Origin of the sequence: Salinimicrobium xinjiangense DSM 19287 (genome assembly GCF_000423585.1) — a bacterium.
GTDB lineage: Bacteria > Bacteroidota > Bacteroidia > Flavobacteriales > Flavobacteriaceae > Salinimicrobium > Salinimicrobium xinjiangense.
On record NZ_AUIG01000031.1, the window covers coordinates 22,714 to 43,563 of the forward strand.

The 20,850-nt window shown below is 39.3% G+C and carries 21 protein-coding genes; 9 read left to right on the top strand and 12 right to left on the bottom strand.

The features are described from left to right. Positions 1 to 148: 148 nt before the first annotated feature. Positions 149 to 2,245, bottom strand: coding sequence for an acetate--CoA ligase family protein (locus tag G564_RS19185; RefSeq protein WP_051205434.1), 2,097 nt, complete (start codon positions 2,243 to 2,245; stop codon positions 149 to 151). Positions 2,246 to 2,370: 125 nt separating this feature from the next. Between G564_RS19185 and G564_RS0111735 the strand changes: the two genes are divergently transcribed. Then, the gene (locus G564_RS0111735; RefSeq protein WP_029037834.1) at positions 2,371 to 3,597 is read left to right on the top strand and encodes an aminotransferase-like domain-containing protein; all 1,227 of its coding nucleotides are present in this window, start codon (positions 2,371 to 2,373) and stop codon (positions 3,595 to 3,597) included. A 44-nt stretch (positions 3,598 to 3,641) separates the two neighbouring features. Here G564_RS0111735 and G564_RS0111740 read toward each other — a convergent pair whose 3' ends face one another. From G564_RS0111740 to G564_RS0111750, 3 genes are all read right to left on the bottom strand, one after another. Next, entirely contained in the window at positions 3,642 to 4,241 is a 600-nt protein-coding gene (locus G564_RS0111740) for an indolepyruvate oxidoreductase subunit beta (RefSeq protein WP_029037835.1), read from the bottom strand. 37 nt (positions 4,242 to 4,278) lie between these two features. Continuing rightward, positions 4,279 to 5,892: a thiamine pyrophosphate-dependent enzyme gene (locus G564_RS0111745; RefSeq protein ID WP_037373939.1), complete on the bottom strand. Its 1,614-nt coding sequence runs from the start codon at positions 5,890 to 5,892 to the stop codon at positions 4,279 to 4,281. 295 nt (positions 5,893 to 6,187) lie between these two features. Then, a complete protein-coding gene (locus tag G564_RS0111750; protein ID WP_029037837.1) occupies positions 6,188 to 6,634 on the bottom strand; it encodes an Hsp20/alpha crystallin family protein in 447 nt (148 codons plus the stop codon). A 214-nt stretch (positions 6,635 to 6,848) separates the two neighbouring features. On the opposite strand from G564_RS0111750, the gene G564_RS0111755 reads away from it, so the two are divergent. Both G564_RS0111755 and G564_RS0111760 read left to right on the top strand, forming a co-directional pair. Further along, positions 6,849 to 7,094: a DUF1456 family protein gene (locus tag G564_RS0111755; protein ID WP_029037838.1), complete on the top strand. Its 246-nt coding sequence runs from the start codon at positions 6,849 to 6,851 to the stop codon at positions 7,092 to 7,094. Between the two features lie 3 nt (positions 7,095 to 7,097). Further along, the gene (locus tag G564_RS0111760; protein WP_029037839.1) at positions 7,098 to 7,787 is read left to right on the top strand and encodes a phosphoadenylyl-sulfate reductase; all 690 of its coding nucleotides are present in this window, start codon (positions 7,098 to 7,100) and stop codon (positions 7,785 to 7,787) included. A 56-nt stretch (positions 7,788 to 7,843) separates the two neighbouring features. Here G564_RS0111760 and G564_RS0111765 read toward each other — a convergent pair whose 3' ends face one another. The 4 genes from G564_RS0111765 to G564_RS0111780 all read right to left on the bottom strand — a co-directional run bounded on the left by G564_RS0111765 (position 7,844) and on the right by G564_RS0111780 (position 10,967). Further along, on the bottom strand, positions 7,844 to 8,167 hold the full coding sequence (locus tag G564_RS0111765; protein ID WP_029037840.1) for a hypothetical protein: 324 nt from the start codon (positions 8,165 to 8,167) through the stop codon (positions 7,844 to 7,846). A gap of 172 nt (positions 8,168 to 8,339) precedes the next feature. Continuing rightward, positions 8,340 to 8,681: a hypothetical protein gene (locus G564_RS0111770; RefSeq protein ID WP_029037841.1), complete on the bottom strand. Its 342-nt coding sequence runs from the start codon at positions 8,679 to 8,681 to the stop codon at positions 8,340 to 8,342. A gap of 336 nt (positions 8,682 to 9,017) precedes the next feature. After that, on the bottom strand, positions 9,018 to 10,208 hold the full coding sequence (gene sucC / locus G564_RS0111775) for an ADP-forming succinate--CoA ligase subunit beta (protein WP_029037842.1): 1,191 nt from the start codon (positions 10,206 to 10,208) through the stop codon (positions 9,018 to 9,020). Positions 10,209 to 10,310: 102 nt separating this feature from the next. Then, positions 10,311 to 10,967 carry an LON peptidase substrate-binding domain-containing protein gene (locus tag G564_RS0111780; RefSeq protein WP_029037843.1) on the bottom strand — a complete coding sequence of 219 codons (657 nt, stop codon included), beginning with the start codon at positions 10,965 to 10,967 and terminating at the stop codon, positions 10,311 to 10,313. Positions 10,968 to 11,149: 182 nt separating this feature from the next. Between G564_RS0111780 and lysA the strand changes: the two genes are divergently transcribed. Beyond that, the gene (gene lysA, locus G564_RS0111785; protein ID WP_029037844.1) at positions 11,150 to 12,367 is read left to right on the top strand and encodes a diaminopimelate decarboxylase; all 1,218 of its coding nucleotides are present in this window, start codon (positions 11,150 to 11,152) and stop codon (positions 12,365 to 12,367) included. Positions 12,368 to 12,374: 7 nt separating this feature from the next. Here the strand turns inward: lysA and G564_RS19190 are convergent, their stop codons facing one another. After that, entirely contained in the window at positions 12,375 to 13,868 is a 1,494-nt protein-coding gene (locus G564_RS19190; protein WP_051205436.1) for a TrkH family potassium uptake protein, read from the bottom strand. 159 nt (positions 13,869 to 14,027) lie between these two features. Then, positions 14,028 to 15,002, bottom strand: a complete 975-nt coding sequence (locus tag G564_RS0111795) for a potassium channel family protein (protein WP_156879224.1) — start codon at positions 15,000 to 15,002, stop codon at positions 14,028 to 14,030. Between the two features lie 131 nt (positions 15,003 to 15,133). Here G564_RS0111795 and G564_RS0111800 point away from each other — a divergent pair, with 131 nt between their 5' ends. Both G564_RS0111800 and G564_RS0111805 read left to right on the top strand, forming a co-directional pair. Further along, complete coding sequence (locus G564_RS0111800) at positions 15,134 to 16,426, top strand: erythromycin esterase family protein (protein ID WP_029037846.1); 1,293 nt, start codon at positions 15,134 to 15,136, stop codon at positions 16,424 to 16,426. Between the two features lie 9 nt (positions 16,427 to 16,435). After that, positions 16,436 to 17,122 carry an MBL fold metallo-hydrolase gene (locus G564_RS0111805; protein WP_029037847.1) on the top strand — a complete coding sequence of 229 codons (687 nt, stop codon included), beginning with the start codon at positions 16,436 to 16,438 and terminating at the stop codon, positions 17,120 to 17,122. 2 nt (positions 17,123 to 17,124) lie between these two features. On the opposite strand, the gene G564_RS0111810 is transcribed toward G564_RS0111805, so the two are convergent. Continuing rightward, positions 17,125 to 17,841: a DUF72 domain-containing protein gene (locus G564_RS0111810; RefSeq protein ID WP_029037848.1), complete on the bottom strand. Its 717-nt coding sequence runs from the start codon at positions 17,839 to 17,841 to the stop codon at positions 17,125 to 17,127. Next, positions 17,838 to 18,623: an Fpg/Nei family DNA glycosylase gene (locus G564_RS0111815; protein ID WP_029037849.1), complete on the bottom strand. Its 786-nt coding sequence runs from the start codon at positions 18,621 to 18,623 to the stop codon at positions 17,838 to 17,840. The genes G564_RS0111810 and G564_RS0111815 overlap by 4 nt, the downstream gene beginning before the upstream one ends. 130 nt (positions 18,624 to 18,753) lie before the next feature. On the opposite strand from G564_RS0111815, the gene G564_RS0111820 reads away from it, so the two are divergent. From G564_RS0111820 to G564_RS0111830, 3 genes are all read left to right on the top strand, one after another. Beyond that, positions 18,754 to 19,431 (top strand): hypothetical protein, encoded by a 678-nt coding sequence (locus G564_RS0111820; RefSeq protein ID WP_394330245.1) that lies wholly within the window; start codon positions 18,754 to 18,756, stop codon positions 19,429 to 19,431. A 396-nt stretch (positions 19,432 to 19,827) separates the two neighbouring features. Beyond that, positions 19,828 to 20,514: a hypothetical protein gene (locus G564_RS19195; RefSeq protein WP_245583690.1), complete on the top strand. Its 687-nt coding sequence runs from the start codon at positions 19,828 to 19,830 to the stop codon at positions 20,512 to 20,514. Between the two features lie 97 nt (positions 20,515 to 20,611). Continuing rightward, on the top strand, positions 20,612 to 20,850 hold a 239-nt coding region (locus tag G564_RS0111830; RefSeq protein WP_029037851.1), incomplete at its 3' end, for a hypothetical protein.

Below are 20,850 nucleotides of genomic sequence, written 5' to 3' on the forward strand. Positions count from 1 at the left end.
GAGTATTGTTGGGCTAAAGCCCTGTTTTTGTACAAATCTTTTAAACCTCCGGATAAATCCGGAGCCAATTCATCTTGATCCATTTATCTTCCCACCGGGTCTTAGGCTTAAGATTAAAAGGCTGTCTTTCCTATTTTTTTGTAAATCCTCAACCCAGATGAAAGGTCGCGCTAGTCTGTAGCTTCTTAAATGATTTTTCCAACCGAATTCTTACATCCACAGCTATAAGATCTTTTTCAGTTGCCATAAGAGGATTGAGGTCCAGTTCTGCAATTTCGGGAACCATCATCAGGAGATCAGAAATTTTTACGATAGTTTCAGCAAACAATGGGATGTTTATACCACTCTGACCTCTTATACCTTTTAGAATCGGAGCGGCCTTTAGGTCTTTGATCATGGATAAAGCCGTTTCGTATGAAACAGGAATCATAGAAGCCTTAATATCTTTTAGTACTTCCACAAAGATCCCTCCCAATCCGCATAAGATCACGTGAGGAAAATTGGTTTCCTTCTTTGCCCCTATAAACAGTTCCATTCCTTTGATCATTGGCTGAACCAGAACAGAAGTTGCTCCTTCGATCTGCATTAGTTTATGGAAAGCTTCAGTCAGATCGCCGACATTAGAAATATTCAGAAGCACCCCACCCACATCAGATTTGTGCAAAGGTCCCTCAACCTTAAGGACTACAGGATAAGTAACAGACTTCGAAACATTTTTTAGTTCTACCTCATCTTTAATGTAGTATGGAGTTGCAAACTTTACTCCGGCATATTCCAGTAAGGAAATGGCCGCTGCTGTGGGCATATATCCATTTGGAAGGGTTTCTATCAATTTCCGGATTTCTCGGGGACTCCTGGTGTCAGAATTTCCGGTTTTTTGATACACCAGCTTATGATTATAAACTTTGGCTAAGGCATTTCCGAATAAAACTTCATCATGAAATGCAATATTACCTTTATGTATAAAATCATCAATTTCTGTCTTCACATTAACCACTGAAGGTAAAATAGCATAAATGGGTTTTTTAGAAGTTGTGATCTTTTCATCCAGCACGTCATACACATCATCCACTTCGGTTAAACCGGGACTTCCAAAAATGACAGCCATTGCATCAATTTCAGGAGAGATTTCGCAATAATCGATAATGTCGCCTAATTGCTGAGCGTTGCCTGTTGCTAAAAAATCGATAGGGTTGGATACTGATGATCCGTCGAATAACTTGCTTAATAAAATTTCACTTTTTCTTCCCTCAAGCCGAGGAATTTTTAATCCGTTCTTTGATAAAACATCCGTCAGCATTACAGCCGGGCCTCCGGCATGCGTGATGATGGCAATATTTTTACCTTCAGATTCTTTCTGCTGAAGTATACCGGCAACAGTAATAAGCTCCTCTCTGCCATAGCAGCGGAGTATTCCCGCTTTTTCAAATAGTGTATCTACAAAAACATCTGAATTGGCTATAGCCCCTGTATGTGATGAAGCCGCGCGGTTTCCTGCTTCTGAACTACCGGCCTTTATAGCCGCAATTTTGCAGCCTTTCCGGATCAACGAAGCTGTATGTTTTAAAAACTTCAGCGGATCTTTAATGCTTTCGATATAAAGAAGTTTCACTTTTGAACTTGTTTCCTTTTCAAAAAACTCATCCAGATATTCCAGGATCTCCTCCACTCCTATCTGGGCAGAGTTTCCCACGGTATAAATACCCGAAAACCTGAGACCAAAACTTTTTGCAGCTTCAACTACGAAAACTGCTGTTGCGCCTGAACCTGATATGAATTCCACTCCTTTTTCGTCCAGCTTAGGAACGGGTGTCGTAAAAACTCCGGCATAATTCTTATTGATCAATCCAATATTATTAGGACCTAATAAACTACCGCCTGCGTCAGTGATCAGTTCAACAATTTCCCTTTCCAGCTTTGCACCGGCTTCATCCTTTTCACTAAAACCTGCCGAGAAAATGATAAACCCTTTTGTATTCTTTTGTTGCGCAAGAACTTTGACAGTTTCAACAACATATTTTGCAGCAATGGCAATTATCGCCAGATCTACATCGGGTAAATCATTAATGTCGGTATAAGATTTCATCCCCTGTATAATGTCCTGCCTGGGGTTGACAATAAATAATCGTCCCGGAAAATTATGGTGGATCAGATTTTTCAATACTCTGCCCCCGGGACTATGGATATTATCAGATCCTCCAACAACGACAATACTTTCAGGTTGAATTAATTTGGAGTGAAGCATAAGAAATAAGGAATTATAATGAATGTAAAGGAAGAAATTTAAAATAGGAGTTTAGCTGATATTCATCACGATATATTTGATTTTCTCTTTGTTATTTTGATAAAACAGTCAAAACTTCTTAGACTATGTATGCATTTTCGAGAGCAGTCAATTCCATGCATTCAGAGGACGTTAAAAAATTAATGAAACAGGCTTCCGGAAAGAACCTCATCTCTTTTGCCGGAGGTATGCCCAATAATGATCTCTTTCCGGTAAACCAGATTGATGAGATCTATAATTCTTTGCCTGATGACATTAAAAAATTATGTTTTCAATATGGGCCCACTTCCGGTTACCCTCCTCTGGTGAATTCCCTTCGAAGCTTATTGGAACAAAAAGGCTTGACTGTTGGCAACAATAAGATCCTGATCACTACCGGTTCCCTACAAGCCATTTCCATTATTACCCAGGAATTTGTAAATGAAGGAGATATCATATTAACAGAGAATCCCTGTTTTGTGGGAGCCCTTTCAGTTTTTGAGACTTTTGGAGCCGAAATCCACAGCATACCAATTGATAAAGATGGTATAGATATTCAAGCCTTAAAAAGGAAAATTGATTCTTTAGACAGAACACCTAAATTCTTGTACGTTACGCCCAATTACCATAATCCCGCGGGAATTATTTACTCCCCTGAAAGAAAGAAGGAACTTCTGGAAGTTTTATCCGGTACAGGAATAATTCTGCTCGAAGATGATGCCTACAGTGACCTGTATTTCAGTGAAGAGGAAAAATACCTGACAAAAGCCATGAAATCTTATGGAGTTGAGGATGTGGAAATAATTTATACAGGATCATTTTCAAAGATCCTGGGTCCGGGATTTAGATTGGGATACATGCTTTCTTCGGAAGAGATCTTTGAAAAAGCGGAATCTGTTAAACAAGCCCTGGATGCCTGTACCTCCAGTTTTATGCAAATACTGGCAAATGAATTTCTGGTACAAAATAAACTGGAGCCTTATTTGACATTTTTGAGAAGTGAATATCAGGAACGCCGGGATTTGCTTCAGAAATATTTGAATACCTATATGCCAAAGGAAATCACCTGGAATGAACCCAAAGGAGGTTTCTATATCTGGCTTAAATTACCGCCTCATATTAAGTCCACTGATATATTCAATAAAAGTGTCACTAAAGGAGTTGTATTCGTAACGGGTCGAACCTTTGATCCCGCCGGTAAAAAGGATGACAGATTACGATTGTCCTATTCCAATATGCCAAAGGCCCAAATTGAAAAAGGGGTCATGATCTTGTCTGAAGCAATAAAAAAGGTACTTCAGGATTCTGAAATGCTCCTTTCAGAAAAAGGTTGAAAATGAATTAAAAGTTGTGTTCCAATATTCCATTTTTTTCCGGATCATTTTTCGGCAGGAAGAGGGATTATGGCTTCACCTACTTTTTTACCTTCAGAAAAAGCTTCCAGGTTTAACCTTATGATCTTTTCACTTTTATGCTGAAACAATGTCTTAATCGCCTGGACCAGGCTTTCTTCCGATAAAGGAATAATTGCAGATGCCGCTCCCAACAATACCATATTCGCAACTTTTGAATTCCCAATGCTTTTGGCAATTTCTGTAGCATTTACAATCACGTGATTCGGATGCTTTTTGATTTCCTCAATCAGATCATCTTTTTTGGGATAATTAGGGGTATTTATGAAAGATTCTGAATCTGTCACCAGCCAGCCATCCTTTTTCAAAAAGGGAATATATCGCAACAATTCCATAGGTTCTACCGATAAGATCAAATCAGCTTTTCCCTCCGGAATGAGATCAGAGAATATTTGTTTATCAGATATCCTTACATGTGATTGCACGGCACCGCCGCGTTGGCTCATCCCATGAACTTCTGATTGTTTAATGAAAAAATTCTGGTTTAGAGCAGCTGTATCCAGGACCGCAGCAATGGTTAGAATCCCCTGGCCACCAACACCTGATAAAATAATATTTGTTGTCATCTTATTTAATTTTCCTGTTCTTAAAAGGTCTCGAATCCTAATTCAATGCCGCAATCCTGGCTTTTATCTCTTCTTTTTGATCCCTGGATAATCTTACACAAGGTCTTTCAGAAATAATGACTGAAACCCCTTTATATTTAAGTTCCTTTCGCAGTACTTCTACGTTTTCTTCATGGTTCTTTTTAAGAGGCACTATAGTTTTCAGATGATCGGGATCAACACCGATTCCTAAACAGATCTTTTTTAATCTTCCTACTGCAGTCGATTCCTGGGCGCCGGTCATCGCAACAGCAGAGTTATCTGAGATTATGATCGTAATTGGAGTATTCTCAGATACGGCGTCCAAAAGTCCTGTCATACCGGAATGGGTGAAAGTTGAATCGCCAATAACCGCAATAGCATTCTCCATTCCCGCATCTGCAGCTCCTTTTGCCATCGTTATGGATGCTCCCATATCTATAAGGGTATTGATAGTATTCAAAGGTGGTAAAGCACCCAGGGCATAACAGCCAATATCTCCAAAAATGTTCTTGTTTCCTATCTCAGGAATTAACTCATTTATAGTATTAAAAAGATCTGTATGACCACAACCTTCACATAGTTGTGGCGGCCTGGGAGTAACTATAGATGGAACAGGTTCTATCTTATTACCGAAAAGCCCCAGGGATTTTCCCACTATATTAGGGTTCTGTTCTCCTGTTCTTGGAAGATCCCCTGATAATTTTCCTTTTATTTTGTCATTTGAATCAAAATAATTGTGCAGCAACTCCTCTACTAAAGGATAACCGTCTTCTACAACCAGGATCTTTTCGCAATGTTGGTGCAATATTTTCACCTTTTCCCTGGGCAAAGGATATTGAGACACTTTCAAAACTGAATACGAACTTTCATCTTCTCCAATATTTTCCATCACATAATTATAGGCTATCCCACATGCTATAATCCCAATATTTTTATTTTTCCCTAAAGTCAGGTTGTTTAAGAACGAATTTTCGGAATGATCTATTAAAGCATCCTGTTTACCGATTAACAGATCAAACTGCTTTCTGGCATTCATGGGAAGTAAAGCAAATCGAGAGGTATCTGATGGTAAGTTGATTTCATTTGGATCACGTCTTTCTTTTACCACTATACCTGCCCGGGAATGGGATAAACGGGTTACCATTCTTAATAACACCGGCAATTTCAACTCTTCTGAAAGATCAAAGGCGTAAAACATCATATCATAAGCCTCCTGTTGATTTGATGGTTCAAGGATTGGGATCATTGCAAATTTCCCATAGTAGCGGGAATCCTGTTCGTTCTGGGAAGAGTGCATTGAAGGGTCATCTGCTACTACAACTACAAGTCCGCCGTTCACTCCGGAAACAGCCATATTCATAAAAACATCTGAAGCTACATTTAATCCCACATGCTTCATAACTACCATTGCTCTCTTGCCGACATAAGACATGCCTAAAGCCGCTTCCATGGCCGTTTTTTCATTAACAGACCATGTGGTATGTATCTTTAGCTCCTTTGCAAGTTTTGACCTTTGAATGTATTCGGTAATTTCAGTTGAAGGGGTGCCGGGATAGGCATATACTCCGGACAATCCCGCATCGATACTACCCTGAGCAAGTGCTTCATTACCTAATAATAAACTTTTCATCTGTTTAAATTTGATATGCGTATGAGGCAATGGTTCGATCTTCCCAACCATCCCTTAAAACGTTGTAGTTGTGCAACCAAATTAAAAGGTTCGGCACAAAAAAAGTATGATCTAGGTCATGCCCAATTGCTATCAACAGCACAGGTCGGCATTGTCTGAGATTAGGTAACAGCAGTAGTTAAATATGTTTCTAAAAGTAAATTTTGAAAAATGTGTAAGGAATATTTTCGGGTACAGGTCTTCTAAAAAAAAACGCCCCGAAGGGCGCGTCTTTAAAAATCTCCTTTGTAAAAGATTATTTAATATCGATCATTTTTTTCGCCTGTATTTTGGCATCTTCTCTTTTAGGAAGATCGATCTTAAGCACTCCGTCTTTGTATTCAGCTGAGATTTTTTCGCTGTCTACACTATCCGGCAGACTAAAGGCTCTCTTGAAGCTGCTGTAACTAAATTCACGACGGGTAAATCTTCCATTGTTATCTTTTTTTTCTTCTTCTCTCTTTTCTTCAGAAGAAATAGTCAGAACTCCGTTGTCAAGTTCCAGATTAAAATCTTTTTTTGTTTTTCCCGGAGCGGCAACTTCCAGGTGAAAAGCATCATCATTTTCGGAGATGTTTACCGCGGGAACAGAGGTTCCAATACGATTCATTCCTGAATTCCCATTGTCCATCCAGTCGGTTTTAAACATATCATCAAAAATGGATGGAAGCCAGTTGTCTGTGTTTCTCTTCACAAGGTTCATAGCTATAATATTTTGGGTTAAACATTTTATTTTTCTAAAAAACCTAGTCAAATTAAATACCACTCCCAATTTCAAGACTTTTTGACATTAATTTATCTAAAACAACCGCCAAGATGTCATTCTGAAGAAATATTTTAAATCCCCGGGTTAGTTTTAAGACCTGGAATTCTTTTATTCCTTATGATTGTTTATTTTTAGCCTTTCAAACCAAAATATGCCATTATCAAATAATGATATTTTCAAAAAGCTCCGGGTAGCACTTAAACTACGCGATGAGGATATCGTACACATCTGTTCTCTTGTAGATTTCAAGGTCACCAAAAGTGAGATCGGTGCAATATTCCGCAGTGAAGATCACCCAAAGTACATGGAATGCGGAGATCAGTTTCTTCGGAATTTTCTCAACGGGCTGGTCATTTACAAAAGAGGACCTATGCCCAAAAAAGAAGAGAAAAAGTAGCTGATGGAGATCATTGCTGAAAAACGAGAGGTCACAGCTGCAGAAGTAGTCCGGTTAAATGAAAAATATAAGAATCTTAGTTTATCTGAAAGGATAGCTGAAATTTACACAGACTTTAATCAGGCAGAAATTATGCTTACCAGCTCCTTCGCTGCCACCTCCGCTTTTCTTCTCAAGTTATTCTCGGATGTTAACAGGGATCAACTGGTTTATTTCATTGATACAGGATACCATTTTGAAGAAACCATGGAATACCGGCAGCGCCTTACAGATCTTTATGGCCTGAAGGTGAAATCAATTAGCGCGGTTAAAGAAGAACATGAATTCACTACAAAGGATGAGACCTGGAAGAAAAATCCTGATTTTTGCTGCCACATCAACAAAGTAAAACCTCTTGATGTGATCAAAGCGAAATACACGGTATGGGTAAGTGGTTTGATGGAGTGGCAAAGTGATCACAGAGCCTCCCTAAATATTTTTGAAAACCGGGGTGAGATCCTGAAATTTTACCCGCTACTGGATGTGAGCAGAGAGGAAAGAGATGAATATATAAAAACTCATAAATTACCTTTTCATCCCCTAGTTGCAAAAGGTTATAATTCAATTGGCTGCTCCCATTGTACTGTAGCAGGCGATGAGCGCAGCGGCCGCTGGAACAATAATCCAAAAACAGAATGCGGACTACATCTTTAAAATAAAAAAAATCCGGAGTGATGAGTTCCGGATTTTGATTTGTAAAGACATTCTTCTTAACCCACTTTCTTAATTACAGTAAGTTCGTAAATCTTACCTTTCATCCAATCTGCAGGCAGTCTCCTGTTCTCAAGCCGGTTCTGGATGTATTCACCCACTTCCCGGTTAGAAGAAGCTACAGATAAGTTCTGGATTTTTTGATCTTCAGAAATCGAAAAGAATACAGTTACTTCGACATCTTTGTTATCGCAGACCTTTATATCTGTCAACATTCTCTCAATCTCCACAGAAACTGAATCTGGAGTCTTAAAAGTTTCAGCTTTTACAGCTGAGGAAAGGATAATTGTAAATCCTACTAGCAACAATTTTAGATTTTTCATGATGTTCGTTTTTAAATTAATTAATGCGATTTGATTATTGATGATTTACTTTAAAGACTTCTGAAAGAAGTAGTTGTTACAGGTATAGAGGAAAATTAACTTTTTATTATGATTTAAATTGTAAGGATAAAAAAACCCGGTGATGAGCCGGGTTTCTATAGAAAATAAAAATTTATTTCCTGGATTCTACCTTTACTGGTAATTCATAAATTTTATTGGAGAACCAGTTTTTTCCATGTAGTTTCTGGTTGTCTAATCTTCTCTCCAAAAATGTATTTACCTCTTCATTGGGAGAACTTACGTTTTGAATTTCAATTCTTTTATCTGCTGTGACTTTAAAAATTACTGTCACAGTAAAACTGTCTTCGATAATAAGATTTGAATCCTTTAGCATCTTCTCAATTTCAACAGGAATTGGTTCATTTGCGGCGGGATAACCGGCATTAGAGTTTGCAAAAGTTGAGCTTGTCAATACAAGGGCAAAAGCGGCTAAGATAAGTCTGAATTTTTTCATGATGGTTCGTTTTAAATTAATGATTATTGATTGATGTTCTACCCTAAAGACTGTCACGGAAGATTTTTTGTTACAGTAAACATTTTCCAATAACAGGATTTTAACATCCTTCGTTTACAGAAAAGTTTTCAGCAGGTGTCTCCAGCCTTGCCGGTAACTCAGAAAACGTCTTGATTATCAACTGCTACAGAAGGACTTGTGCGCCTTGTGAAATTTCAACCCTAAAAAAGTTTATTCCGATCCTTCTGGAGAAGAAGCAAGGAAATCAAATGACCGGAGAAGAAAATAAAAAACCCCGGATCGCTCCGGGGTCTGTCATTAAAATATAATTTTAGTCTAAGAAAGTACTTCCTGAACTTTATCTGCAGCTTCCTGAAATTCTACTGCACTATAAACGTCGAGTCCGCTGTTATCAATTATTTCTTTTGCAATATCTGCATTGGTTCCCTGCAAACGAACAATAATAGGAACATGGATGTTACCCATATTTTTATAAGCATCAACAATTCCCTGGGCTACACGATCACAACGTACAATACCTCCAAAGATATTGACAAGAATAGCCTTTACCTTATCATCCTTTAAAATGAGACGGAAGGCCTCTTCAACTCTTTTAGCATCGGCAGTACCTCCAACATCAAGGAAGTTTGCGGGTTCACCCCCTGCCTGTTTGATAAGGTCCATAGTCGCCATGGCAAGACCTGCACCGTTCACCATACATCCAACGTTTCCGTCAAGATCAACATAGTTAAGACCTACCTCACGAGCTTCAACTTCTACGGGACTTTCCTCACGAACATCCCTCATTTCCGCATAATCTTTATGACGAAAAAGAGCGTTATCATCAAGAGTTACCTTTGCATCTACTGCGAGTATCTTATCATCACTGGTTTTTAATACCGGGTTGATCTCGAACAGGGAAGAATCAGATTTTGTAAAGGCTTCATATAAAGCCATAACAAATTTTGTCATTTCCTTAAAAGCATTCCCGCTCAATCCAAGGTTGAAAGCAATTCTACGCGCCTGGAACGGCAATAAACCAACTGCAGGATCAATTTCTTCGTTAAAGATCAAATGCGGAGTTTCTTCGGCTACAGTCTCTATATCCACACCACCTTCTGTTGAATACATGATCATATTTCTACCTGTACCACGATTAAGAAGAACAGACATGTAGTATTCTTCAGGTTCACTATCTCCCGGATAGTAAACGTCTTCGGCGATAAGTACCTGATGAACTTTTTTACCTTCCGCAGAGGTCTGTGGGGTTACCAGGTTCATACCTATAATTTGTCCTGCAAGATCTTCTACTTCCTGAAGATTTTTAGCAAGTTTTACTCCTCCACCTTTTCCACGCCCCCCGGCATGAACCTGGGCCTTAATAACATGCCATCCGGTGCCGGTTTGTTCAGTAAGTTTTTTTGCAGCTTCTACTGCTTCTTTAGCATCCTGGGCTACGATCCCACGCTGAATGCGCACTCCAAAACTGCTTAAAATCTCTTTTCCCTGATATTCGTGTATGTTCATAATAAGGTGTTTCTTCAGTATTAGTTATGGTCCACAAAAGTAACAAATGTAATAGGATTCTGCCAATCTTTTTTAGCAATGAAGGCCTGTTTCACAAATTCCTCACTTTTTGCTCTTTAACCTGAATTCCCGGAAATCGAGCGGATCAAAATTTCTGAAATGTCCGTTTAGTTCAATAACCTGTTTAGTACGGTTCATTTCCTGAACTATTGGAATAGTAATAAGCAGATGATTGACGAGATATTCCTGCCGTGCTTTTTCTGAAATCAGCTTCAACAGGGCGTACTCCTGTTGAAGGGAAAGCCCGATCTTATGCGCGAGCGTAAAGCTCCTGAAGGAAGGTATGTCAAGTTTGGGAGGGGGCACCTCCAGGTGAAAATACAACTCAAAAATGAGCTCCAGAAGCTGATTTTTTAAGGTCTCTGTCGCATCATCCCTGTCCTGCAAAAATCTTACATCCCCTGCGGCATACATCTTTCCTTTTTCATTGTGTTCAAATTCCCTGATCCTGAAAACCCGAAGACCTTTGCAAATGATATCCTTTGCACCCGAATTATAATTTCTTCTTACTTCGAGCAGTTCCATTTCGGTTCCATAATCGAGACGGCTTTCCATATATACCGGAATCCCGAAGGTAGCTCCCGTTGTTTCACAGTCCTGGATCAACTGCTTATATCGCTCTTCAAAAATGTGCAGCGGCAGTTGTTCTCCTGGAAAAACTACAGTTTGTAATGGAAATAAAGGCAACCGGGAGCTCATAAGTGATTGATTGACAGTGTTAAATTACAAAATAAACTTTATCTGCTACATTTTCCTTTCTTAAATTTCTGCCCCTGCTCATTTACAGAAATAACAATTTGTTACAATTCGTTATTTTCTCTACTGCACTGCCTGAAATTGGAAATTCCCTATTACTTTTGCCCTTTTAATCTGAACAAGAAATGAACAATCAGGACCTATTGACAATAGCAGAAAAATTCGGAAGCCCCGTTTATGTATATGATGCCGAAAAAATTATTTCGCAATACAAGCGGTTAACCGGGGCTTTTAGTAAGGTAAAAAATTTGCGTATACATTATGCCGTAAAAGCCTTGTCCAATATTTCAATCCTAAGTCTTTTTAAAAACCTCGGTGCCGGTCTTGATACAGTTTCAATTCAGGAAGTAAAACTCGGTTTAAAAGCCGGCGTAGATCCTTCACAGATCATCTATACTCCTAACGGTGTTTCTCTAGAAGAAATAGAAAAGGTGGCAGAAATGGGAGTGCAGATCAATATTGACAATCTTTCCATTCTGGAGCAATTTGGGACCAAACATCCACAGGTTCCTGTGTGCATCAGAATAAACCCACACGTGATGGCGGGAGGAAATACAAATATATCTGTAGGACATATTGATTCAAAATTCGGCATTTCCATTCACCAGATTCCTCATGTTCTTAGAATAGTCGAAAATACAGGCATGAACATTAACGGGATCCATATGCACACCGGAAGTGATATTCTTGATATCGAAGTTTTCCTGTATGCTTCTGAAATTCTTTTTGATACGGCCCGTCATTTTAAAGAACTGGAGTTTATCGACTTTGGAAGCGGATTTAAAGTTCCTTATAAAGAAGGTGATATAGAAACTAACATAGAAGAACTGGGAGAAAAACTGACGAAAAAATTTAATTCCTTCTGCAAGGAATATGGACGGGATCTAACCCTGGCCTTTGAACCGGGAAAATTCCTGGTAAGTGAAGCCGGAAAATTCCTGGTCAAAGTAAATGTGATCAAGCAAACGACTTCCACTGTTTTCGCCCAGGTAGACAGCGGATTCAACCACCTAATCAGGCCAATGTTCTATGGTTCCCGGCATGAGATCCACAATATTTCTAATCCTGAAGGGAAAGAGAGATTCTATTCTGTAGTAGGATACATTTGTGAAACCGACACCTTTGCGGGCAACCGCAGGATCACTGAAATAAAAGAAGGTGATATTCTGGCTTTTGATAATGCAGGAGCCTATTGCTTCTCAATGTCCAGCAATTTTAATTCAAGGTTTAGACCCCCGGAAGTATTATGGTATCAGGGAGAGGCATATCTGATTAGAGAAAGGGAAACTTTTGAAGATATCACAAGAGGACAGCTTCAGGTGGAGCTTAATCTACCCGTTTAGCCATTTTTCAAGTTGCTATTGCTTTAAGCCGGTTTTGGGCCAGGTAGAAAGGAGATATCAGGGTGATCACCACAGCCATAATCTCCAGCCTTCCCAGCCACATCAATAGTGAAAGGAGATACTTTGCATTTCGGGGCATATCCGATCCCGTAACTCCGGTGCTGAGTCCTACGTTACTTAAGGCGGAGGCAGTATCAAACAGGATCTGGTAAAAAGTATACTGTTCTCCAACCATTACTGTGAGAAGGAAAGTTCCTATAACCAATGTAATAACCCATAGGAACAAAATATTGGCAGCCTGCTGAATGTGATTTCTTACCTCTCTGGCATCCTTGGGTTTCCCGTTGAAAGTTACGGTAGCTTCCTTTTCTTCCGGATTCCAGACTTGCTTTATACTCCTCCAGATTCCTTTGGTAAACCATGCGAATCTTATAGTTTTTATACCGCCTCCCGTTGATCCGCCATTAGCTCCTAAAAGCATGAGAATAATCAGTACAAAAACAGGAGACATTGGCCAGGTACTAAGATCTTCAGTATTTAATCCGCAGGTGGCAAGGGCTGAAGTAGCCTGGAAAAGAAGATCAATAAAATTCACTTGTGGATAAATCCAGAATAGCAGAAAAAATCCAGCAATCAGAAAGAAAAAAAAGTAGTGCAGCTGCGTTTGCTTTAAAAATCGTCTGAGGTCAATTTTAAAGATTAGAATATAATGTATCTTAAAAGCAATAGCTCCGGCTATCATTATGCCAACAGTAAGTGCTTTTATGTTAGTATTATAATCTGTAAAACTGTTGGGAGTTATTGAAAAACCTCCGGTACCCAAAGCCGTCATACCGTGATTAAGAGCTTGCCAAAAAGGCATCCCCGCCAGGAAATAAAGCAAAATTGATATGAGCGTATAGCCAATGTATATCCACCAGATCTTATGAATAGTAGCACTGAGAGGTGCGTCATCTATTTGCCAGTTACGGGTTTCAGCTTCATATAAGCGTTTATCATCGTGATTAAGTTTTAATAGTAAGGAAGCAAGCATGATCACTCCTATTCCTCCAATCCATTCTGAAAAAGTACGCCACCATTGCAGAGTATGCGGAATTTGAGATGGATCCTCCAGCATGGTGAGACCGGTGCCGGTAAAGCCCGAAATAGATTCAAAAATACTGTTTTCCAGAATGAAAAAGACCGGAAGTTCTGCAAACATTCCCTGGGGTGCTGTAAGTGCAATTCCATAAAAAGGAATTGTGCCGAAAAGAGAAATTAATAACCACGCAAGCGCAACCAATATTACAGAAAGGCCTTTGTTCGTCTCTTCAGCTCCTTTGAAAACATGATAAAATATCTGTCCGGTGATAAGGCTAATCAATGCCATTCCTGCAAAAGGCCAAATGGCAAACCATTCCGAAAAATAAATTATAACCGGGAGAGATAAAACAGCCAAACCTGCAGGAATGTGCAGGAGTTTCCCTATGTCTCTCAGAAAAGCTCTTATTGGAGATCCCAAAGATGGAAGATTTTTATCGGATTATTATTTGAAATAAACAGGTGAAACATTTCACACGACGCCGGAATTTTCGTCCCACATCAAATTATATAAAAGAGAAGGAAAGAGTAATAAAATATTATTAAATTTTGAAAAGGATTTTCAGCTGAATTTCTGATCTCAGGATTTTATCTTCAATTTGTATACTTCTTTCCAGTCCCAACCAGCGTATTGCAGACTCGAGGTAAACTGTTTATCTGTAAACTTTTTCTCCTCGTAATTATAACCATACTTCTTCCAGTAACTTCGCAGGGTTAAGAGTTTATCTGGATGATAATCTCCCGCTTCAGGCTCTTCAAGTCCCAATTCAAGATACTTTTCTATGGCACATATTGTAGAGCTAAGTTTATTATACTGAATGCTCTGCGTTTCCCAATCCTGGCGAATAACCATTAGAACTTCATATAAACGGGCCAGCTGGAGAATCAACGCAGCTTTCTCATTCTTAGTTAAAAAATAACTCACCATTGGAAAGGCCAGGTAACTGCTTGCATTTTTGAGAATTTGCTGCCTCAATTCTCCGGCGTCGGAAATGAAAGCAGAAAGTGCATCCTGATTTGTAAAATAATCATAAATCTCTTCTACATCTTCCCCGATTGAAGAAATAAAGAAGGAAAGCTCCTTTTTAGACAAAACAGCATTTATAACACTCAGAAGATATGTAAGACCTGTTGTGATCAATATAAATCCGGAGAAGGAAAGAATTCCGGTAAGGACACGGGAAGTATCATTGCCTGGAACAAAATCCCCTATCCCCAATGTTGAAAGCACATAAGAAGTAAAATAAAATATATCCACATTACTTCCGAGTAATCCTGTAGCTCCATGTATAACCATATCATCGTCTGCGCTAAAGACAATGAAAGCTCCTAGGAAAAGAAGAAGTAACCATATACAAGTCGTTATCAGCAGATGTATGGTTCCGGAATATAAGAAGATACTCCTGTTCCTGTTTTGTAAAATGAGACGGTTGAGAAGTTGATTTAAAATTCTTGAGAAAATCCCAAAACCATTCCCGGAAAGTGTGGTGTGAAAAAAATCAAGAAAGATTAGGACAATTATAGTAAGACCTAAAATTATTTGAACCGTCTGCATAAATTCTAAATTAATTAAAAGCTCCTTAAAAATTTCTAATATCAACTTAAACTTTTCTAAAGCTTCAGCTCAAAATTTCCTTTTCAGCCTTTGATTTTTGTACATTATAATACACCAAAAAAAAGCTGATTATGAACATGGAAAAAGAAAAAGACAGGGATTATATAAAACCCCTTCAGAATGCAAAAGACCTGGATCCGCTTTTGGAGAAGATTGGAGATTCAAAATATGTTCTACTTGGAGAAGCCAGTCATGGCACTCATGAATATTACACCTGGAGGGCAGAGATCTCTAAACGTCTTATTGAAGAAAAAGGATTCTCATTTGTAGCGGTAGAGGGAGATTGGCCGGACTGCTTTAAGATCAACCGCTGGATCAAGGATCTTCCGGGAACACCGCAGGGTATTTCTGAAGTACTGCAGGAATTCAGTCGCTGGCCAACCTGGATGTGGGCTAACTGGGAAATCGCCGCTTTTGCAGAATGGCTAAAGAACCACAACAGCAAACTAGATTTTAAAAAGAAAGTTGGATTCTATGGTCTCGACGTTTACAGCCTTTGGGAATCTATGGAAACTATAGTTAAATATCTGGAAAAGGAAGATCCGGCAACTGCTGCTCTTGCTCGACAGGCCGCCGAATGTTTCGAGCCATACAGAAAAAACGACTCCTATGTAACGGCCTATCGCGGACTTAAACAGAAATGTCGTAATGAGGTAGTTCAGCTGCTTAAGGAAGTCCGCCAAAGAACAGATCAGTACGAGAATGAACCTGAAGCGGGTCTCAATGCCGAATTAAATTCCCTGGTACTCCAAAATGCTGAAAAATATTATGAGGCAATGGCGCTGTTTGACCATTCCTCCTGGAACGTAAGGGACAGCCATATGGTTGAAACCTTAAACACTTTAATGGATTATCACGGTGAAGATTCAAAAGTTATTGTTTGGGAGCACAATACGCACATTGGAGACGCCCGCGCCACAGATATGGCAGCCTCAGGTTTACATAATGTAGGGCAACTGGTGCGCCAGCAGCACAAAAAGGATGGGGTAGTCCTGGTAGGTTTTGGATCTTATGAAGGATCTGTTATGGCAGGAGAATTTTGGGGTGCCCCAATGCAAAATATGGAACTCCCAAAAGCTATTGAGGGAAGCATAGAAAAAGTCCTGCACACCATGGGAGCAGAAAATAAGTTACTCCTGTTTGAAGAAGGTTCAGAATTATACAAGAAGCTAAAGGATAAGATTGGGCATCGAGCCGTAGGTGTAGTCTACGACCCTCACCGGGAAAGAGGCAATTATGTACCCTCAAAAATGGCAAAAAGATATGATGCTTTTCTTTACATTGACAAGACTCAGGGTCTTCATCCGCTGCATCTCAAACCCGACGGAAGTAAAACTCCCGAAACATATCCTTTCGGAATTTAATCTGAAGCTATGAAGATTAGGATATTCGGTACCCGCGGAAAAATTGAACCCAAAGCTGAAGATCATGTAAATCATACCGGCTTTCTGCTCGATGACAGGATCCTCATCGATATTGGGGAGCCGGAATATATGAAGTATCGTCCCGAAGCTGTGGTGTTCACTCATTTTCACCCGGACCACGCTTTCTTTGTACCTGAAAAACAAAAATTCACTCCCAAAATTCCCCTTTTTGGCCCCGAAGCTCATGAGTTGATACCGGAGCTAAAAGTGATCAATGGAGAATTTAGGATTGGAGAATACAGCTTCACTCCTATTCCGGTGATTCATGCCTTAAAGCTGAAATCTCTCGGTTATATTATTCAAAAAGGACAAAAAAAGATCTTTATTACAGGAGATGTGGCCTGGATAGAAAAGGCAAACCTGGCTGAAATTCCTAAACTTGACCTCGTGATCACCGAGGCATCTTTTATCAACAAAGGCGGCAGAATAAACCGGAAAAAAGATCGCATCTTTGGACATACAGGAGTGCCGAACCTTATCCGGCTACTGAGTCCGCACACGCAAAAGATCGCATTTTGTCACTATGGAGAATGGTTCTTCGAAAATGCCCCTGAAAAAAGTAAAGCGAAAATCAAATCTTTGGAAGATGATGTGCAATTAATTCCGGCTCATGACGGGATGGAGCTTGAAATCTAGTTCTATCCAAAAAGTTCCAATAATTCCTGTGCATTTCTGGGTGCGTGGGCATGGATGTCATTATTGAAATAGATATAGATCTCTTCCAATCCGCTATCAATGATCTGTTTATGCCACTCCTTAAGCTCGCCTTTAGAGTAAAGGTGGTCGTACCAGTCTTTACCTGTTCCGTGAAAGCGCAGATAACCGGTTTTTCCTGTTGTGATAAGTTCCTCCGGAAACTCCGGACTTGAGATCGAAGAAATAATGATCTTGTGCTTCTTCAATATTTTGTAGACCTCTTTGTCATACCAGGATTCATGACGAAATTCCAGCACATTTTTAAACGAAGGGTCCAGGGTTTCGCAAAAATTATCCAGTTTTTCATCGTTACGATGCAGATTGGGAGGCAATTGCCAGAGTATGCAACCCAGATTCTTCTGCAGTAATTTCGCTAAAATTTCAAAATCCCTGATTGGGCGTGCGGCTTCCTTCAGTTTTTTGCGGTGGGTGATGAACCGGTGGCCTTTAAGGGTAAATTGAAAATCATCCCCCACAGTTTCAGCCCATTTATGAAGATTCTCCTCCCGCGGAAACCTGTAGAAGGTGTTATTTATCTCTACCGTGTCAAAAATTGAAGCGTAATATTCCAGCCATTTTCGTTGCGCCATTTTCTCCGGATAAAATGCTCCCCGCCATTCCTTATAATTATATCCGGAACATCCAATGTGCACCTTCATTTCTCCTCTTTTTGACAGGAAGGGCAAAAATAGGTGCTCCTGCCTGATACTTTAATCTGTTTCACTTTCCCGTCGCATTTCGGGCAGTCTGCTCCCTCCTCGCGATGACTTATCAAGTAAGACTTGAGAAAATCCTTTCGCACTCCTTCTTTCCTGATCGCCATCTCCAAAACAGATCTCATCTTCTTAAATAATTGTTTCCTTTCGGAAATCGATAAATTATTTGTTTTTCTCTTTGGATGAATTTTTGCCTGATACAGCATCTCGTCTGAATATACATTCCCTATTCCTGCCATCACATGTTGATCCATGAGTACACCTTTGATGCTTCCGGTTTTATCTTCCAGCAACTTCAGAAAATATTTTTCGGAAAGCTCCAGCGCATCATTTCCCAGCTCATTTTCCTCCTGAAATTTCTGAAGGCTTTCTGCTAAAAATATCTTTCCGAGTTTTCTTCGGCAGGTATAAGCCAGGCGGTAATCATCATCAAAGAAAATCACCATTTTAGAATACTTCGGCAGGTCCTGATTGGTATAATACTCCAGCTTTCCCGTCATTCCGAAGTGAAAAATAAGCCAGGTACCTCCGCTTGTTGAGATCCCCAGATATTTCCCCAGTCTTACTGCCGAATCAAATTTTTCTCCTTTGAGAGCCTTCTCGAACTTCGAGGCGGGAGATTGTAGCAGGGAAGCATCAGGAAATTCGAGCTTTTTAATGGTTTTTTGCAGAGATGTTTCTTTTACGTAATCACGGAAAAGGCTAATTTCAGGTAGTTCTGGCATAGTCTGTGTTTTAATCAGTTTCCTTCAAATTAATTAAAATCAACCTGCTACACGATAATTTAAGAAAAGTTTCAAATAATCTTTTGCAGGAAACCTTATCTTTTTTAGCGTACAGATACATCAAAGAATTTTGAAGAAAAGAATTTATATATTTCTCCTTATTGCTCCCCTACTGGCGGGAACCTGGAGCTGTGCAGCAAAATTAGATATGGAAGAAAAAAAGATCGTTTACCAGAACAACAAGATCATACCTGAAAGTATACTCAATGAAGCCAAAATTGCACTTTCCTATTATCCCGATCTAGAAGACATAGAAATTGAATTCAGGTTCAAGGAAGACATTAAAAAATCCTTTATGCAGGCTCAGCCGAAGGTTTCTAATCTTTTTAAGGGTAAGGATAGCAGGAGCTATTACATTTTCATGAGCAGCAAATTCCTCATTGAAGAAGAAGAATTTTCAATGGCCGATGTTCCTTCAGATGTTCTTATAGGTTGGCTGGGACACGAACTGGGCCATATTATGGATTACAGGGAGAAATCTGCCATGGGTCTGGTGATATTTGGAATGAGATACGTTACCTCTTCAAGATATATTAAAGAAGCTGAACGGGCAGCCGACACCTATGCTGTAAACAGCGGAATGGGAGATTATATAATAGCCACCAAGGATTTTATCCTTAACCACTCTCATTTATCGGAATCATATAAGGAAAGGATCGCGAGACTTTACCTGTCTCCGGAAGAGATCCTGGTACTTGTAAATGAGCTGGAAGAAAGACTCGAAGAAGCCGAGAAAGAGGAAAGCTGATCCATTGTAAATTGTATAAGGTCTATTGTATATTGATTCTATTGTAGTCCGATTAAATATAACCGGATTTGCGCCCATTTTCATAAAATAGGTTAAATATATGCTGCTAAGAATCAAATTATTAAGAACAAGTCTTGGTTCTAGATTCTAGAAGTGGAGCGATCCAGGTTCTTCTCCCGGACAACAATGATAATTAATAAAGAATATTATCTAAGAAATGATTTTCAATGTTAATTTATCACTGTTAATTGATTATTGAAACTAATGGCATGCTGGTTGATTTATATGCATCCTTTAATTTTCTCAAATTCAACCGAACAGCTCCTTCTTATGAAAAGTCTTAAAAAATACCCCTTCTTATATTTCCAGTTTTTTCAGGAGGTACTAAAATTAAAAGTGATCAGATCAGCAAAGATTTTTGCTCTCATTTTAATTTTCCCTTTCCTCGCAGGTAACTGGAGCTGTGCTGCAAATAAAAGTGTTGAAGAGAAAAAGATCGTCCACCTGGGCAACAAGGTAATCCCCGAAAACATTTTAGAGGAGGCTAAGATCGCCCTATCCCACTATCCTGAACTTGAAGATGTCGCAATCGAGTTCAGATATAAGAACAATATAAATAATGCATTCATGCAGGCACAGCCCAAGGTGGCTGATATGTTCAAAGGAAAAAAGAAGCGTAGCTACTATGTTCTAATGAGTAGTAAATTTCTCATTGAAAACGAAGAATTCTCTATGGCCGATGTTCCTTCTGAAGTGCTCATTGGCTGGTTGGGTCACGAACTGGGACATATTATGGATTACCGCGAAAGATCAGCAATGGAGCTGCTGACCTTTGGAACACGATACATCACTTCAGAAAGATTTATAAAGAAAGCTGAACGCACAGCAGATACTTATGCCGTGAATCAAGGGATGGGCAATTATATTTTTGCTACAAAAGATTTTATTCTCAACCACTCTAAATTATCCGATTCATACAAGAAAAGGAAAGTCCGTCTTTATCTCTCTCCCGAAGAGATCCTGGTGTTGGTGAGCGACCTGGAAGATGAGCTTGAAGAATTTGAAGAAGAGGAAGAAAGCTAGTGGATTGTATAATGAATAATGAGTCCACTCTAAAAACAAAATTACTCGAATAATACTAAGAATGGACTATCTTTAAACCACTTTCCAACTCACTATCATGTTTAGAAAAACTCAGAATTCTTCTCAATCAGATCTCTTTTCTGGTTTTGGCCAATTGCTTGATGACAAGAAAGATAAGAAGCTAAACGATCCAAAGGCCTGGTACAATATTTTTTATAAGTATTTTATTTCCAGGATTGATGAAGAAAAATTTGCTATTCTTTTTTCGTCTACCGGTCGTCCCAATGCTTCGGTGAAGATTTTGGTGGGGATGATGTCTTTAAAAGAAGGTTTTGG

Bases quoted from the DNA above. Each gene is read 5' to 3' on its own strand.
- G564_RS19185 (WP_051205434.1), bottom strand. From the start codon at position 2,245: ATGCTTCACTCCAAATTAATTCAACCTGAAAGTATTGTCGTTGTTGGA.
- G564_RS0111805 (WP_029037847.1), top strand. From the start codon at position 16,436: ATGAAGATTAGGATATTCGGTACCCGCGGAAAAATTGAACCCAAAGCT.
- sucC (WP_029037842.1), bottom strand. From the start codon at position 10,208: ATGAACATACACGAATATCAGGGAAAAGAGATTTTAAGCAGTTTTGGA.
- lysA (WP_029037844.1), top strand. From the start codon at position 11,150: ATGAACAATCAGGACCTATTGACAATAGCAGAAAAATTCGGAAGCCCC.
- G564_RS0111810 (WP_029037848.1), bottom strand. From the start codon at position 17,841: ATGAAGGTGCACATTGGATGTTCCGGATATAATTATAAGGAATGGCGG.
- G564_RS0111760 (WP_029037839.1), top strand. From the start codon at position 7,098: ATGGAGATCATTGCTGAAAAACGAGAGGTCACAGCTGCAGAAGTAGTC.
- G564_RS0111770 (WP_029037841.1), bottom strand. From the start codon at position 8,681: ATGAAAAAATTCAGACTTATCTTAGCCGCTTTTGCCCTTGTATTGACA.
- G564_RS0111750 (WP_029037837.1), bottom strand. From the start codon at position 6,634: ATGAACCTTGTGAAGAGAAACACAGACAACTGGCTTCCATCCATTTTT.
- G564_RS0111795 (WP_156879224.1), bottom strand. From the start codon at position 15,002: ATGCAGACGGTTCAAATAATTTTAGGTCTTACTATAATTGTCCTAATC.
- G564_RS0111740 (WP_029037835.1), bottom strand. From the start codon at position 4,241: ATGACAACAAATATTATTTTATCAGGTGTTGGTGGCCAGGGGATTCTA.
- G564_RS0111815 (WP_029037849.1), bottom strand. From the start codon at position 18,623: ATGCCAGAACTACCTGAAATTAGCCTTTTCCGTGATTACGTAAAAGAA.
- G564_RS0111735 (WP_029037834.1), top strand. From the start codon at position 2,371: ATGTATGCATTTTCGAGAGCAGTCAATTCCATGCATTCAGAGGACGTT.
- G564_RS0111745 (WP_037373939.1), bottom strand. From the start codon at position 5,892: ATGAAAAGTTTATTATTAGGTAATGAAGCACTTGCTCAGGGTAGTATC.
- G564_RS0111755 (WP_029037838.1), top strand. From the start codon at position 6,849: ATGCCATTATCAAATAATGATATTTTCAAAAAGCTCCGGGTAGCACTT.
- G564_RS0111765 (WP_029037840.1), bottom strand. From the start codon at position 8,167: ATGAAAAATCTAAAATTGTTGCTAGTAGGATTTACAATTATCCTTTCC.
- G564_RS0111800 (WP_029037846.1), top strand. From the start codon at position 15,134: ATGAACATGGAAAAAGAAAAAGACAGGGATTATATAAAACCCCTTCAG.
- G564_RS0111780 (WP_029037843.1), bottom strand. From the start codon at position 10,967: ATGAGCTCCCGGTTGCCTTTATTTCCATTACAAACTGTAGTTTTTCCA.